Source organism: Streptomyces racemochromogenes (assembly GCF_039535215.1).
GTDB classification, from domain to species: Bacteria; Actinomycetota; Actinomycetes; order Streptomycetales; family Streptomycetaceae; genus Streptomyces; species Streptomyces racemochromogenes.
The window spans coordinates 3,516,180-3,529,441 of record NZ_BAAAWT010000001.1 but is presented as its reverse complement, the minus strand read 5'-3'; the positions used below and the strand labels follow the sequence as shown (position 1 = coordinate 3,529,441).

General features: G+C 70.4%; 14 protein-coding genes and 1 pseudogene. 5 read left to right on the top strand and 10 right to left on the bottom strand.

From position 1 onward, the window contains the following. The first annotated feature begins 15 nt into the window (after positions 1 to 15). The 3 genes from ABD973_RS16245 to pknB all read left to right on the top strand — a co-directional run bounded on the left by ABD973_RS16245 (position 16) and on the right by pknB (position 5,108). Complete coding sequence (locus ABD973_RS16245; protein ID WP_125821714.1) at positions 16 to 1,440, top strand: FtsW/RodA/SpoVE family cell cycle protein; 1,425 nt, start codon at positions 16 to 18, stop codon at positions 1,438 to 1,440. Continuing rightward, positions 1,437 to 2,903: a peptidoglycan D,D-transpeptidase FtsI family protein gene (locus tag ABD973_RS16240; RefSeq protein ID WP_125595732.1), complete on the top strand. Its 1,467-nt coding sequence runs from the start codon at positions 1,437 to 1,439 to the stop codon at positions 2,901 to 2,903. The genes ABD973_RS16245 and ABD973_RS16240 overlap by 4 nt, the downstream gene beginning before the upstream one ends. 156 nt (positions 2,904 to 3,059) lie before the next feature. Then, on the top strand, positions 3,060 to 5,108 hold the full coding sequence (gene pknB / locus ABD973_RS16235; protein ID WP_125595737.1) for a Stk1 family PASTA domain-containing Ser/Thr kinase: 2,049 nt from the start codon (positions 3,060 to 3,062) through the stop codon (positions 5,106 to 5,108). Between the two features lie 91 nt (positions 5,109 to 5,199). Here the strand turns inward: pknB and ABD973_RS16230 are convergent, their stop codons facing one another. The 6 genes and pseudogenes from ABD973_RS16230 to ABD973_RS16205 all read right to left on the bottom strand — a co-directional run bounded on the left by ABD973_RS16230 (position 5,200) and on the right by ABD973_RS16205 (position 9,174). Continuing rightward, positions 5,200 to 5,931 carry a class E sortase gene (locus tag ABD973_RS16230; protein ID WP_125595740.1) on the bottom strand — a complete coding sequence of 244 codons (732 nt, stop codon included), beginning with the start codon at positions 5,929 to 5,931 and terminating at the stop codon, positions 5,200 to 5,202. A 13-nt stretch (positions 5,932 to 5,944) separates the two neighbouring features. Beyond that, positions 5,945 to 6,622, bottom strand: a pseudogene (locus ABD973_RS16225) (class E sortase); the annotation flags it as partial. Positions 6,623 to 6,774: 152 nt separating this feature from the next. After that, a complete protein-coding gene (locus ABD973_RS16220) occupies positions 6,775 to 7,413 on the bottom strand; it encodes an aminodeoxychorismate/anthranilate synthase component II (protein WP_125595746.1) in 639 nt (212 codons plus the stop codon). Next, positions 7,410 to 7,586 (bottom strand): hypothetical protein, encoded by a 177-nt coding sequence (locus tag ABD973_RS16215; protein ID WP_030011120.1) that lies wholly within the window; start codon positions 7,584 to 7,586, stop codon positions 7,410 to 7,412. The genes ABD973_RS16220 and ABD973_RS16215 overlap by 4 nt, the downstream gene beginning before the upstream one ends. A gap of 102 nt (positions 7,587 to 7,688) precedes the next feature. Next, positions 7,689 to 8,429 carry a class E sortase gene (locus ABD973_RS16210; RefSeq protein ID WP_125821717.1) on the bottom strand — a complete coding sequence of 247 codons (741 nt, stop codon included), beginning with the start codon at positions 8,427 to 8,429 and terminating at the stop codon, positions 7,689 to 7,691. Then, positions 8,398 to 9,174, bottom strand: coding sequence for a DUF881 domain-containing protein (locus ABD973_RS16205; protein ID WP_125821718.1), 777 nt, complete (start codon positions 9,172 to 9,174; stop codon positions 8,398 to 8,400). The genes ABD973_RS16210 and ABD973_RS16205 overlap by 32 nt, the downstream gene beginning before the upstream one ends. A 91-nt stretch (positions 9,175 to 9,265) precedes the next feature. Between ABD973_RS16205 and crgA the strand changes: the two genes are divergently transcribed. After that, on the top strand, positions 9,266 to 9,520 hold the full coding sequence (gene crgA, locus ABD973_RS16200; RefSeq protein ID WP_125821719.1) for a cell division protein CrgA: 255 nt from the start codon (positions 9,266 to 9,268) through the stop codon (positions 9,518 to 9,520). Positions 9,521 to 9,649: 129 nt separating this feature from the next. On the opposite strand, the gene ABD973_RS16195 is transcribed toward crgA, so the two are convergent. Both ABD973_RS16195 and ABD973_RS16190 read right to left on the bottom strand, forming a co-directional pair. Beyond that, positions 9,650 to 10,522, bottom strand: a complete 873-nt coding sequence (locus ABD973_RS16195) for a rhomboid family intramembrane serine protease (protein ID WP_125821720.1) — start codon at positions 10,520 to 10,522, stop codon at positions 9,650 to 9,652. Between the two features lie 106 nt (positions 10,523 to 10,628). Next, the gene (locus ABD973_RS16190; RefSeq protein ID WP_125597985.1) at positions 10,629 to 11,156 is read right to left on the bottom strand and encodes a peptidylprolyl isomerase; all 528 of its coding nucleotides are present in this window, start codon (positions 11,154 to 11,156) and stop codon (positions 10,629 to 10,631) included. A gap of 175 nt (positions 11,157 to 11,331) precedes the next feature. Here ABD973_RS16190 and ABD973_RS16185 point away from each other — a divergent pair, with 175 nt between their 5' ends. Continuing rightward, positions 11,332 to 12,015, top strand: a complete 684-nt coding sequence (locus ABD973_RS16185; RefSeq protein WP_125821721.1) for a DUF5324 family protein — start codon at positions 11,332 to 11,334, stop codon at positions 12,013 to 12,015. Between the two features lie 66 nt (positions 12,016 to 12,081). Here the strand turns inward: ABD973_RS16185 and ABD973_RS16180 are convergent, their stop codons facing one another. Both ABD973_RS16180 and ABD973_RS16175 read right to left on the bottom strand, forming a co-directional pair. Further along, a complete protein-coding gene (locus ABD973_RS16180; RefSeq protein ID WP_241253303.1) occupies positions 12,082 to 12,561 on the bottom strand; it encodes a LysM peptidoglycan-binding domain-containing protein in 480 nt (159 codons plus the stop codon). A gap of 110 nt (positions 12,562 to 12,671) precedes the next feature. Beyond that, positions 12,672 to 13,154 (bottom strand): MarR family winged helix-turn-helix transcriptional regulator, encoded by a 483-nt coding sequence (locus tag ABD973_RS16175; protein ID WP_125821722.1) that lies wholly within the window; start codon positions 13,152 to 13,154, stop codon positions 12,672 to 12,674. Between the last annotated feature and the right edge of the window lie 108 nt (positions 13,155 to 13,262).

The following is a 13,262-nucleotide window of genomic DNA, read 5'->3' as shown; positions in this document are numbered from 1 at the left end:
GGGGCCTGCCACACCATGAGCGTTGTCACCAACACGACCACCATCGGCGCCATCGAGGCGCCGAGCCGACGGAACACCGAGCTCCTGCTGCTCGCCTTCGCCGTGGTCATCCCGATCTTCGCCTACGCCAACGTGGGCCTGTCCATCCACGGCGAGCTGCCCCCGGGCACGCTGCTCTACGGACTCGGCTTCGCCGTGCTCGCGGGCATCGGCCACCTCGTCGTCCGCCGGTACGCCAAGTACGCCGACCCGCTGCTGCTGCCGATCGCCACGCTGCTCAACGGCCTCGGCGTCGTCCTGATCTGGCGCCTGGACCAGTCGGAGCGGCTGCAGAACCTCGCCAAGCGCAGCTTCGGCACCTTCTCGGAGTCCGCACCGCGCCAGATGATGTACACGGGGCTGGCCCTCGCCCTGTTCGCGGTCGTGCTGCTGGTCCTCAAGGACCACCGCGTGCTCCAGCGCTTCACGTACATCTCCATGGCCGGCGCCCTCGTCCTGCTGATCCTGCCCGTCATCCCGGGTCTGGGCGCGGACGTCTTCGGCGCCAAGATCTGGATCAGCGTCGGCGGCTTCTCCATCCAGCCGGGTGAGTTCGCGAAGATCGTCATCGCGATCTTCTTCGCCGGCTACCTGATGGTGAAGCGCGACGCCCTGGCCCTGGCCAGCCGCCGCTTCATGGGCCTCTACCTGCCGCGTGGGCGCGACCTCGGCCCGATCCTGATGATCTGGGCGATGAGCCTGCTCGTCCTCGTCTTCGAGAACGACCTCGGCACCTCGCTGCTGTTCTTCGGCATGTTCGTGATCATGCTGTACGTGGCCACCGAGCGGACCAGCTGGATCGTCATCGGTCTGCTCATGTCGGTCGGCGGCGCCACCGTCGTCGGCGCCACGGCCAGCCACGTCAAGGCCCGCGTCACCGCCTGGCTCGACCCCTTCGCCTGCTACTCCACGTCCGGCGCCTGCGAGCAGGTCGGCCAGTCGATCATGAGCTTCGGTTCCGGCGGGGTGCTCGGCACCGGCTGGGGCCAGGGCAACTCGGACCTGATCGGCTTCGCCGCCAACTCCGACTTCATCTTCTCCACCGTCGGCGAGGAGCTCGGCCTGACCGGTGTCATGGCCTTCCTCCTGCTCTACGGCCTGATCATCGAGCGGGGCGTGCGCACCGCCCTCGCCGCCCGCGACCCCTTCGGCAAGCTGTTCGCCATCGGCCTCTCCGGCGCCTTCGCCCTGCAGATCTTCGTCGTCGCCGGCGGAGTCATGGGCCTCATCCCCCTCACCGGCATGACCATGCCCTTCCTCGCCTCGGGCGGTTCCTCCGTCCTGGCGAACTGGGTCCTCATCGCCATCCTCATCCGGATCAGCGACACCGCACGCCGACCTGCCCCGGCCCCCGCCCCGTCCCCCGACTCCGAGATGACCCAGGTGGTCCGCCCGTCATGAACAAGCCCCTGCGCCGCATCTCGCTGTTCTGCGGGCTGCTCGTCCTCGCCCTGCTGATCCGGACCAACTGGCTGCAGTACGTCCAGGCCGAGGAACTCAGCACGCGCAAGGAGAACCGCCGGGTCCAGATCGCCCAGTACGGCACCGAGCGCGGCAACATCATCGTCCAGGGCGGCCAGCCGGTCACCGGGTCCGCCGTCACCGCGGGCAGCGACTACAAGTTCAAGCGGACCTACGTCGACGGCCCCCTGTGGGCGCCCGTCACCGGCTACGCCTCGCAGGCCTTCGGCTCCACCCAGCTGGAGTCCCTGGAGGACGGCATCCTCACCGGCAACGACGACCGGCTCTTCTTCGACCGCACCATCGGCATGTTCACCGGGGAGAAGAAGCGCGGCGGCAACGTCATCACCACGCTGAACCCCGCCGCCCAGAAGGCCGCCTTCGACCAGCTCGGCACCAAGAAGGGCGCGGTCGCGGCGATCGACCCCCGCACCGGCGCCATCCTGGCCCTGGTCAGCACCCCCTCGTACGACCCGTCCACCTTCGCCGGCAACTCCAAGGCCGACGAGAAGGCCTGGGTCGAGCTCAAGGACTCCGAGGACAAGAAGCTCGTCAACCGCGCCCTGCGCGAGACGTACCCGCCGGGCTCCACCTTCAAGGTGGTCACGGCCGCCGCCGCGCTGGAGAACGGCGTGGTCAGCGACATCAACGCGCCCACGGACACTCCCGAGCCGTACATCCTGCCCGGCACCAAGACCCCGATGGTCAACCACGCCGCCGGCTGCGAGAAGGCGAGCCTGAACGACGCGCTCAAGGTCTCCTGCAACTCGGTCTTCGCGAACCTGGGCGACAAGGTCGGCCGCGACAAGATGGTCGAGACGGCCCAGAAGTTCGGCTTCAACAACGACAAGATCGACACCCCGGTCCGCGCCTTCGCCAGCGTCTACGACAAGACCATGGGCCGCGACGGCAACGCGCAGAGCTCCATCGGCCAGTTCAACACCGCGGCCACCCCGCTCCAGATGGCCATGGTCACCGCCGCCATCGCCAACGACGGCAAGCTGATGAAGCCGTACATGGTCGACCAGCTCACCGCGCCCGGCCTCGACACGATCGAGAAGCACGAGCCCTCCGAGATGAGCAAGCCCCTCAGCGCGGCGAACGCGCAGAAGGTCCAGCAGATGATGGTGAACGTCGTCGAGAAGGGCACCGGAACCAAGGCCCAGATCAGCGGCGTCAAGGTAGGCGGCAAGACCGGTACCGCCCAGCACGGCGAGAAGAACGCCAAGCGCCCCTACGCCTGGTTCATCTCCTACGCCGAGCTCCCCGACGGCAGCTCGCCCGTCGCCGTCGCCGTCGTCATCGAGGACAGCGCCGCCGACCGGGAGGACATCAGCGGTGGCGGCCTGGCCGCACCCGTCGCGAAGGCCGTCATGGAAGCCGTCCTGAAGAACAAGGGATGAGTACCGAAGACAGGATCCGAGCGCTCGGTACCGGTCCGATATCAGCCTGTGGTCACGAACCGATCACCGTCGATCGGCCGGTAGCCTTGCCGCGAGCAGCACACCGCCGGACCACACGCCGGTGCGGTCGGGACTGACGGAGAGGGCTGGAACGTTATGGAAGAGCCGCGTCGCCTCGGCGGCCGGTACGAGCTGAGCCACGTGCTCGGCCGCGGTGGCATGGCCGAGGTCTACCTCGGCCACGACACCCGGCTCGGCCGTACCGTAGCCGTCAAGACCCTGCGTGCCGACCTCGCCCGTGACCCGTCCTTCCAGGCCCGGTTCCGCCGCGAGGCCCAGTCGGCCGCCTCGCTGAACCACCCGGCGATCGTCGCCGTCTACGACACCGGCGAGGACTACGTCGACAACATCTCCATCCCGTACATCGTGATGGAGTACGTCGACGGCTCGACCCTGCGCGAGCTGCTGCACTCCGGCCGCAAGCTGCTCCCCGAGCGCACCCTCGAGATGTGCATCGGCATCCTCCAGGCCCTGGAGTACTCCCACCGCGCCGGCATCGTCCACCGCGACATCAAGCCCGCCAACGTGATGCTCACCCGGACGGGCCAGGTCAAGGTCATGGACTTCGGCATCGCCCGGGCCATGGGCGACTCCGGCATGACCATGACGCAGACGGCCGCCGTGATCGGCACCGCCCAGTACCTCTCCCCGGAGCAGGCCAAGGGCGAGCAGGTCGACGCGCGCTCCGACCTCTACTCCGCGGGCTGCCTGCTCTACGAGCTGCTGTGCGTCCGCCCCCCGTTCGTCGGCGACTCCCCGGTGGCCGTCGCGTACCAGCACGTACGCGAGGAGCCCCAGCCCCCGTCGAACTTCGACCCCGAGATCACGCCCGTGATGGACGCCATCGTCCTCAAGGCCCTGGTCAAGGACCCCGACTACCGCTACCAGTCCGCCGACGAGATGCGGGCCGACATCGAGGCCTGCCTCGAGGGCCAGCCCGTCGCCGCGACCGCCTCCATGGGCGCCGCCGGCTACGGCTACCCCGACCAGGGCGGCTACGGGCACCAGGGCTACGACCAGCCCACCACCGCCCTGCGCTCCCAGGACTCCGGCCAGACCTCGATGATGCCGCCGATGCCCCCCGGGGGCGGCGACGGCAACTACGCGTACGACAACCAGGGCCACGGCGGCTACGACCAGGGTCACGGGCGCCGCCAGCAGAAGAAGAGCCGCGCCTCGACGATCCTGCTGGCGGTCGCCGCGGTCCTCGTCCTGGTCGGCGCGATCCTGATCGGCAAGACCATCTTCAACAGCACGGCGGACAACCGCCCCGCCGTGCCCAAGCTCGTCGGCCAGACCTTCGAGCAGGCGCAGAGCAGCGCCAAGAACATGGGCCTCGGTCTGGAGAAGGAGGCCGAGGAGCCCTGCGCGGACCAGCCCAAGGGCAACGTCTGCTCGCAGAACCCGGCACCCGACACCAAGGTCGACAAGGGCACCACGGTCAAGGTCAAGGTGTCCTCGGGCGCTCCCAAGGTCGCGGTCCCCGACGTCACGCGGCTGAAGTTCGAGGACGCCGAGTCGAGCCTGAAGTCGAAGAAGTTCCAGGTCGAGAAGAAGCTCGTCGAATCCGACACGGCCGCTCCCGGCACCGTGCTGGAGCAGAACCCCAAGAGCGGCAGCCAGGCCGAGCAGGGTTCCGTGATCACGCTCCAGGTCGCCAAGGAAGTCGCCAAGGGCGTCGTCCCGGACCTCAAGGGCATGAACAAGGCGGCCGCGACCAAGGCCCTGACGGACGCCAAGCTGAAGCTCGGCAGCACGACCGAGGTCGACTCCCCGGGAGCCGCGCCCCAGACGGTCGTCCAGCAGCAGTACGAGCCCGGTCAGCAGCTCCCCAAGGACACCCCGGTCAACGTCAGCATCTCCAAGGCGTCGTCCCAGCCGACCGTGGTCCCGCCGCTGGCCGGCCAGACCGTGGCGCAGGCCAAGAACACCCTCAAGGCGGCCAACCTGAACTTCGGGGCGGTCCTGAGCGGTCCGACGGACGACAACGCCGTGATCATGGCCTCCGAGCCGGCCGTGTCCCAGCCGGTCCCGGCGGGCACGGTCGTCAACGTCCGGACGATGGCCAACCCCAGCCAGCCGCAGGACGGCGGCCAGCAGGGCGGGGGCTGGTTCGGCGGCCTCACGGGCGGAAACCGCCGCTAGCAGGACGCGGAAGCGAAACGGCCCGGCCCCCCTCCAGGAGAGGGGGGCCGGGCCGTTTCACGTGAAACATCGGGGCATCGAGGGGACCCCGTCAGCGCAGCTCCGCCGGCTTGGTGCGCTTGTCGTCCACCTTCTCCGTCCGGACCAGCTCGCCCCAGACGATGTAGCGGTACTTCGAGGTGTACACCGGGGTGCAGGTCGTCAGGGTGATGTACCGGCCCGGGGCGGTCTTGCCCGACTGCTTGGGGACCGGGTTGATCACGTCCGTGTTGTACTTCGAGGTCTGGGCCAGCTCCGCGAAGACCTTGTAGACGTACCAGGTGTCCTTGGTCTCGAAGACGATCGCGTCGCCGTTCTTCACCTTGTCGATGTTGTGGAACTTCGCCCCGTGCCCGTCGCGGTGCGCGGCCAGCGCGAAGTTGCCCTTGTCGTCCGAGGGCAGCGCGGACTTCACCGGATCCAGGTAGTACCCGGCCACGCCGTCGTTCAGGACGTCCGGCGAGGTGCCCTCCTTGACCAGCACCTCACCGTTCCTCATCGCGGGCACGTGCAGGAAGCCGACGCCGTCCTTGGTGTCCAGGGCACCCGGCTGCACCGGACCGCTCGACGAGGGCGAGGGGCTGCCCCAGCGCTGGCGGATCTCGTCGCCGCGCGCCGAGGCCTGCCGGTCGGCGAGGACGTTGGTCCACCAGAGCGAGTACGCCACGAACAGGCCCAGGACCAGGCCCACCGTGATCAGGAGCTCGCCCAGCAGGCTCAGGGCCCCCGCGATCACGCTGCGGTCGGCGGGCGGCGGTGCGGAACGGCGGCGGGCACGAGACACTGCGGGTTCGTCCTTACGGGCTGGTCAGTGCGGGCGGGGCGCCCTGGTTTCGGGGGCGCTCATCGGTCATCCTGCCCCATACGATCATCCGGTAGGTGCTGGTGAACTCCGGCGTGCAGGTGGTCAGCGTGATGTAGCGGCCGGGTCCGGTGAACCCGGAGCCCTCCGGCACCGGCTTGATCACCGCCACGTTCGCCGGCGGGGTCTGCGGCAGCGAGGAGGTCATCTGGTACGTGTAGTACGCGTCCCGCGTCTCCACGACGATCGCGTCACCCGGTACCAGCTGGTTGATGTAGCGGAACGGTTCCCCGTGGGTGTTGCGGTGTCCGGCGACCGCGAAGTTCCCCTGCTTGTCGGAGGGCATCGCCGTCTTCAGCGCCCCCTCGCCGTAGTGGCCGGCCATCCCCTTGTCGAGGACCTTCGCCTTGCTGATGCCCTCGGCCACCGGCACCTTCAGGTCCAGCTTCGGGATGTGCAGGATCGCGAAGCCCTGGCCGGGCTCGAAAGCCGCCACGGGCGGCGGCGCGCCCGCTCCCGGCGGGTGCTCCCAGGTCTGCTGGAGCGATCCCGCGGCCCCGTCGGCCGCCCGCTCCGCCAGGACGTTCGTGTACCAGAGCTGGTAGGTGACGAAGAGCAGCATCACCACGCCCGCGGTGATGAACAGCTCGCCGACGGCCCGGCTGAGCACCACCACCGGCCCGCCGCCGCGCGGACGGGCGCGTCTGCGGCCCCGTCCGCTCCCGCCACGCCGGCGGGAGCGCGCGTGCGAGCGCTTCGCGGCCTCCTGCGCAGCCCTGCGCCGCGCGGCCCGGCCCTCGCTGGGCGCGGACGGCGCGACCGCCGTCACGCGACGGCCTTGCCCACCACCGGGGCCAGCCCCACCGACCGCTCGACGGCTCCGGCGTCACCGCAGCGCACCAGCCAGTTCGCGAGCATCCGGTGGCCCCACTCGGTCAGCACCGACTCGGGGTGGAACTGGACGCCCTCCACGTCGTGCTCCCGGTGCCGCAGGCCCATGATGATCCCGTCCTCGGTGCGCGCGGTCACCTCCAGGACGTCGGGCAGGGTCGCCGGCTCGGCCGCGAGCGAGTGGTAGCGGGTCGCGGTGAACGGCGACGGCAGTCCGGCGAAGACGCCGAGCCCCTCGTGGACCACGGGCGAGGTCTTGCCGTGCAGCAGCTCGGGGGCGCGGTCGACGACGCCGCCGTAGGCGACCGCCATGGACTGCATGCCGAGGCAGACGCCGAACACCGGTACGCCCGTGTCGGCGCAGTGCCGGACCATGTCCACGCAGACGCCCGCCTCTTCCGGCGTGCCGGGGCCGGGGGAGAGCAGGACGCCGTCGAAGCCGTCCTGTGCGTGCGCGAGCTCCACCTCGTCGTTGCGCAGCACCTCGCATTCGGCGCCGAGCTGGTAGAGGTACTGGACCAGATTGAAGACAAAGCTGTCGTAGTTGTCGACAACCAGAATGCGCGCGCTCACGGAGTGGCTCCCGATCCCTCGTCCACCGTCACATCGTTGAACGGAAGGAGCGGCTCGGCCCACGGGAACACGTACTGGAACAGCACGAACACCACCGCCAGGACCAGTACGAGGGAGATCAGCGCGCGCACCCACGCGTTGCCCGGCAGATGCCGCCAGATCCAGCCGTACATTGCGTCCGTTTCCTTCGTCGTCCACGTTCGTTCTCGTACCGCGGGGGCGGTACCGCAACAGCCTAAGGGCCCGGGGCCCCGCGGCGGGGCTCAGCGGGGCAATCACCGGCCCCCGGCGGGCCGGGTGCCGGTGAGCTCCGCCCAGACCACTAGGCGGTGGCTGTGCCCCCACTCGGGATCGCAGGTGGTGAGGGTGAGGTACTTGCCGGGGGTGGCGAACGGGGACCGGCGCGGCACCGGCGCGACCACCCCGGTCTCGGCGGGCAGGACGCGCAGCGGCGCGGCCCGGACGGTGTACGTGTACCAGCCGGTGGCGTCCCGGACGGTCACGGTGTCCCCGGGCCGCAGCTCGGGGACGTCCTTGAAGGGGTCGCCGTAGGTGCGCCGGTGTCCGGCCACCGCGAAGTTCCCGTCGCCTCCGGGGCGGGCCGAGCCGGTGTAGTGGCCGAGGCCCCTCTTCAGCGGTTCGGGGTCCGTGCCCTCCAGGACGGGCCTGCTCCAGTCCTTGCCGAAGCGGGGGACGTACAGCTCGGCGAAGGCCCGCCCGGGCTCGTACGGCGCCGGCGCGGGCTCCTGGGGTGCGGGGGCCTGCCCGGCTCCGGGGGCGGGGGCCTGCCCCTGCCGGGGGGCGGGGGCCGCCGCCGGGGCGGACGCCGCCCAGTGCTCGCGCAGCCGGTCGCGCTCGGCCGCCGCGGCCCGGTCGGCCTTGACGCCGGTCCACAGCAGTACGTACGCCGTGAACAGGACGATCAGCGTCCCGGCGGTCAGGCACACCTCGCTGAACGTCCGTACCACCAGGCGCAGTACGACGTCACGGCGCGGCGGACTCCAGCGGCTTCGCATAGTGGAGGTCCACTGTGCCGGAGTAGCCGGGCAGTGTCAGCCGCTTCTCCTCGTCCACTTTCCAGCCGAGCCCGTACGCGTTGACGTACAGCAGGTAGTTCTGGATGGCGGGGGAGGCGTTGATCGCCTTGCGCAGCGCGGCCGGGTCGCCGACGGCGGAGACCTTGTAGGGCGGCGAGTAGACGCGGCCCTGGAGGATCAGGGTGTTGCCGACGCAGCGCACCGCACTGGTGGCGATCAGCCGCTGGCCCATCACCTCGATGCCCTCGGCGCCGCCCAGCCACAGCGCGTTCACCACGGCCTGCAGGTCCTGCTGGTGGATCACCAGGTCGTTGGGCTGGGGTTCGGGGACGCCGGGGACGCGGGCGGTGGCGTTGGGCGGCGCGTCGTTGAGGGTGACCGTCAGCCCCCGGCCGGTGAGCTCCTCGGTGCCGGAGGCGGTGCGCAGGGCGGCGAGCTTGGCCTCCTCGGCCTTGGTGCTGCCGCTGTCGCGCGCGGCGAGGGCGTCCACCTGGTCGCGCGCGGCGGCGGCGGTCTTCTCCAGCTCGGCGTTCTTGGCGCTGCGCTCGTGGATGAGGTCGGACAGCTTCAGCAGCGAGGCGTCCGTCCGGATGTTCGTACCCTTGGAGGTGTTGAAGCTGGTGACGAAGATGAGGCCGGCGAGGGCGAAGACGACAGCCGTCAGCAGCCGGACGGGCCTGGCCCGGCGGCGGGCACCCGTGGAGGAGTCGTCGGAATTGCTCAACGTACCCTTCTCCTTCAATGCCAGAGGTCCACTACGCTAACGGACGCCCGGGGCAGGCAAGGTCCCCAGCGCATCGACAGGAGAGCCCCTCGTGCCGAAGTCACGTATCCGCAAGAAGGACGACTACACGCCGCCGCCGGCGAAGCAGGCGCAGACGATCAGGCTGACGAACCGCAGCTGGGTCGCGCCGGTCATGCTGGCCTTCTTCCTCATCGGCCTCGCGTGGATCGTGGTCTTCTACGTGACCGATACCCGGCTGCCCGTGGAGGCGCTGGGCAACTGGAACATCGTGGTCGGCTTCGGCTTCATCGCGGCGGGCTTCGGCGTCTCCACCCAGTGGAAGTAGTGGCCGGCACCTTACTCGGATAGCCGAGCGGCGCAAGCTCTCCCCATGAGTTATCCACAGCGTCATCCACACCTGAGGAAAAGACAGAAGATCTGTGGATAACTCTGTGGAGAGTTGACGCCGGTGTGATCAGGTGAGTTCGGCCGTCCGGACGATGACCACCGTCACGGCCAGCAGGAACACCACCGCACAGGCCGCCGTCTGGACCAGGGCCCGCCTGCGGCCCGTGGCGGGCGCCAGCATCCCGAGCGCCACCAGCGCGCCGGTCACCAGGCCTCCGATGTGCGCCTGCCAGGACACCGACAGCCCGCCGAAGGGCACGAAGGTGACCAGCAGCATCAGCCCGAGGGTGACCAGCACCGGCCGCATCTCGTAGCGGAGCCGGCGGGCGAGGACCACCGTGGCGCCGAGCAGGCCGCACACCGCGCCGGAGGCGCCGAGGGTCGGGGTGTTCGGCGCGGTGAGCAGGTAGACGAGGGCGCTGCCGCCCAGCCCGGACAGCAGGTACAGCGCGAGGTAGCGGACGCGTCCCAGGGCCGCCTCCAGCGGACCGCCGATCACCCACAGGGCGAGCATGTTGCCGAAGATGTGCCACCACTCGACGTGCAGGAACACCGAGGTCAGCAGCCGGTGGTACTGCCCGGTGGAGATCCCCTCGACGGGCGCCCCGTAGTACTCCACGTACCGGCCGAGCAGCTCCAGGCTCACGGCCAGAGCGGGCATCGCCAGGACGGCGAGGAACACCGCCGCGTTGATCCCGATCAGGATCTTGGTGACGAGCTGGGGATCGCCCGTCACCAGTCCGCCCGCGACCGTGCGCGGGGCGTTGGCGGCGGCGGAGTGCCCGGTGCCGGAACCGCCCCGGACGCACTCGGGGCACTGGAAGCCCACCGAGGCGCTGATCATGCACTCGGGGCAGATGGGCCGCTCGCAGCGGGTGCAGGTGATCCCCGTGTCGCGGTCCGGGTGGCGGTAGCAGCCCGGCAGGCGGTCGGTGTCCATCGGTCCCCTCGATCGGCGGCGTGACGGGGCCGGCGCCCCGCCGTTCCGGTACACATCGAGTACGGACGGGCGGGCCCCCATGGTTCCCGCCCCGCCGTTCCTGCGGTCAGCGGCGCTCGATCGATACCGACTGGATGATCACGTCGTCCAGCGGCCGCTCGGTGCGCGGGTTGGTGGGGCCGGAGGCGATGGCGTCGACGACCTTGCGGCTGGCCGCGTCGGTGACCTCGCCGAAGATGCTGTGCTTGCGGGTCAGCCAGGCCGTGGGGGCGACCGTGATGAAGAACTGCGAGCCGTTGGTGCCCGGGCCGGCGTTGGCCATCGCCAGCAGGTAGGGCTTGGTGAAGGCCAGGTCGGGGTGGAACTCGTCGGCGAACTGGTAGCCGGGGCCGCCGGTGCCGTTGCCGAGCGGGTCGCCGCCCTGGATCATGAAGCCGCTGATGACGCGGTGGAAGACGGTGCCGTCGTAGAGCGGGGCCGTGGTCTTCTGGCCGTCGGTGGGACGGGTCCACTCACGCTCGCCCGTGGCGAGCTCCACGAAGTTGCGGACGGTCTTCGGAGCGAAGTTCTCCAGAAGCTCGATCTCGATGTCGCCGTGGTTGGTCTTCAGGGTGGCGTAGAGCTTCTCGGCCACGGATCTGCCTTCCATAGTCTTCACTGTCGGGCCCGATCCTCGCACGGAGGGCGGAAAGCCGCGGAAATCCTCCACCCGTATGCCCTGTCGCGCATGCGCCGGCGGCGCTGTGACGGGCATGATCCGACAAAGGGTGGAAAGGTGAACTGTGTCCGCCACCGAGGAGGAGGATCCCGTGACCCGCAAGGACCATGCGCGCCTGGCCGCCGAGAACGCCAAGGACGCCGTGAAGCACGCAGCGGAAGTGGTGGCCCCGTACGCAGAGACCGCCAGGGACGCGGCCGCGCACTACGCGCACGAGGCGAACGAGCGGCTGGCGCCCAAGGTCTCCCACGCGGCCTGCCAGGCCTCGCTGCACGCGCGCGCGGCCTACGACAACCACCTTCATCCCAGGATGCAGGCGGCGCGCACCTACGTTCCCCCGAACGTGGACCGGGCCGCGGTCAAGGCCGTCCACCACACGCGCCTCGCCGCGCGCCAGGCGGCCGAGTACACGGCGCCCCGGTTCGAGAGCGCCCTCGCGGCGAGCCGGCCGGTGGCCGAGGAGGCCGCGTCCCGTTCGACGGCGGCCCTCGCGGCACTGCGCGGCCAGGTCTCGGCCAAGGAGGTGCAGCGCCTGGTGCGGCGGCAGGAGCGCAAGGAGCGGTGCGGCCGCTGGGTCAAGGGCGCCGCACTGGTGGGGCTCCTGGCGGGCGCCGCCTTCGCGGCGTGGAAGTGGTGGGACCAGCAGTCGAACCCGGACTGGCTGGTGGAGCCCCCGGCGGCCACCGAGCTGTCCGCGCAGGACGCCGCCCCGGCCTCCTTCGACGACGAGCTGGCGGAGAAGGAGCACGAGTCGAACGGCGGCCAGAACGCCTGACGCGCGCCGTACGCCCGAGGGGCCCGGATCCACCCGCGGATCCGGGCCCCTCCTGCGTACGGCGCGCTAGTTCGGCAGGGTCAGCACCATCCCCGGCCGGATGAGGTCCGGGTTGGAGCCGACCACGCCCCGGTTCATGGCGTACAGCTCGCGCCAGCGGGCCTCGTTGCCCAGCTCGCGGCGGGCGATGGCGGAGAGCGAGTCGCCGGGCTTGACGGTGTACGTGCGCTTCGTGGCGGCCGGCACCGGCGTCGGGGGCTGCTTCGGCGGCACCGGGACGGCCTTGTGGGCCGCCGAGGCGGGGCTCGGGGCGGCGGGCGCCATGCGCTTGGCCGCGGGCGGGGCCGCCGCCTTGGGCGGAGCCGCGGCGGCCATCCGCTCCGCGGCCGCCTTGGTCGCGGAGGCGGCATCCGCGTAGGAGTCCGCGTACTTGGAGCCCATGTCGGAGCCCGTCTTCGGCCCCTGCCGCTCCGTCTCCCGCTTCGCCTTCTCCGCGGCCTCGTGTTCCTTCTTCTTGTCCGACTTCAGGAAATCGAAGAGTCCCATCGCGTGCGCCTCCGGCGTGCTGTTGCCCCCTGGCCTCATTGCCTCCCCCCACTGTCGTCCACCGTCAGCCGCACGGCCGGGTGACTGGGCCGTACGGGGGACGCCGGCGGCTACTGCTGCCGGGCGCGCCGGGCCGGGCGGGAGGTCTCGGCGGGCACGGCCAGCGGCCCCTGCGCGAGGCGTCCGAGGACCCGCAGCAGACACGCGCGGTCCTCCTCGGCGAGGTCGGCGAGGGCCTCGGCGTGGACCGTGTCGACGATCCGCAGGCTCTCCACGGAGACGGCGGCACCCTTCTCGGTGACCGCGATGATCCGGGCCCGCCGGTCCTTGGTGGAGGGCCGGCGCTCGGCCAGTCCGGCCTTCTCCAGGGCGTCGACGGTCACGACCATCGTCGTCTTGTCCATGTCGCCGATCTCGGCGAGCTGGGCCTGTGTGCGCTCTTCCTCCTGCGCGTGCACGAGGACGCAGTGCATGCGGGCGGTCAGTCCGATCTCACCGAGGGCCGCGGCCATTCGGGTCCGCAGGACGTGGCTGGTGCGGTCCAGGAGGAAGGACAGGTCGGGCTCGGTCGAGGTGGATCCCATCGCAGTCATGGGACCAGCCTAACAATTCGATCCGAAAAAAATAGTCTGCAACAAAACCATCTGCTACGGTCGCATCAGTTGCCGCTGAATGGCCCGCCGATGCCCGCCGACGACGAA

What these genes read in the sequence shown, in the direction of transcription:
- ABD973_RS16245 (WP_125821714.1), top strand. Translation starts at nt 16, where the DNA reads ATGAGCGTTGTCACCAACACGACCACCATCGGCGCCATCGAGGCGCCG.
- ABD973_RS16240 (WP_125595732.1), top strand. Translation starts at nt 1,437, where the DNA reads ATGAACAAGCCCCTGCGCCGCATCTCGCTGTTCTGCGGGCTGCTCGTC.
- pknB (WP_125595737.1), top strand. Translation starts at nt 3,060, where the DNA reads ATGGAAGAGCCGCGTCGCCTCGGCGGCCGGTACGAGCTGAGCCACGTG.
- ABD973_RS16215 (WP_030011120.1), bottom strand. Translation starts at nt 7,586, where the DNA reads ATGTACGGCTGGATCTGGCGGCATCTGCCGGGCAACGCGTGGGTGCGC.
- ABD973_RS16210 (WP_125821717.1), bottom strand. Translation starts at nt 8,429, where the DNA reads ATGCGAAGCCGCTGGAGTCCGCCGCGCCGTGACGTCGTACTGCGCCTG.
- ABD973_RS16195 (WP_125821720.1), bottom strand. Translation starts at nt 10,522, where the DNA reads ATGGACACCGACCGCCTGCCGGGCTGCTACCGCCACCCGGACCGCGAC.
- ABD973_RS16180 (WP_241253303.1), bottom strand. Translation starts at nt 12,561, where the DNA reads ATGGGACTCTTCGATTTCCTGAAGTCGGACAAGAAGAAGGAACACGAG.
- ABD973_RS16175 (WP_125821722.1), bottom strand. Translation starts at nt 13,154, where the DNA reads ATGACTGCGATGGGATCCACCTCGACCGAGCCCGACCTGTCCTTCCTC.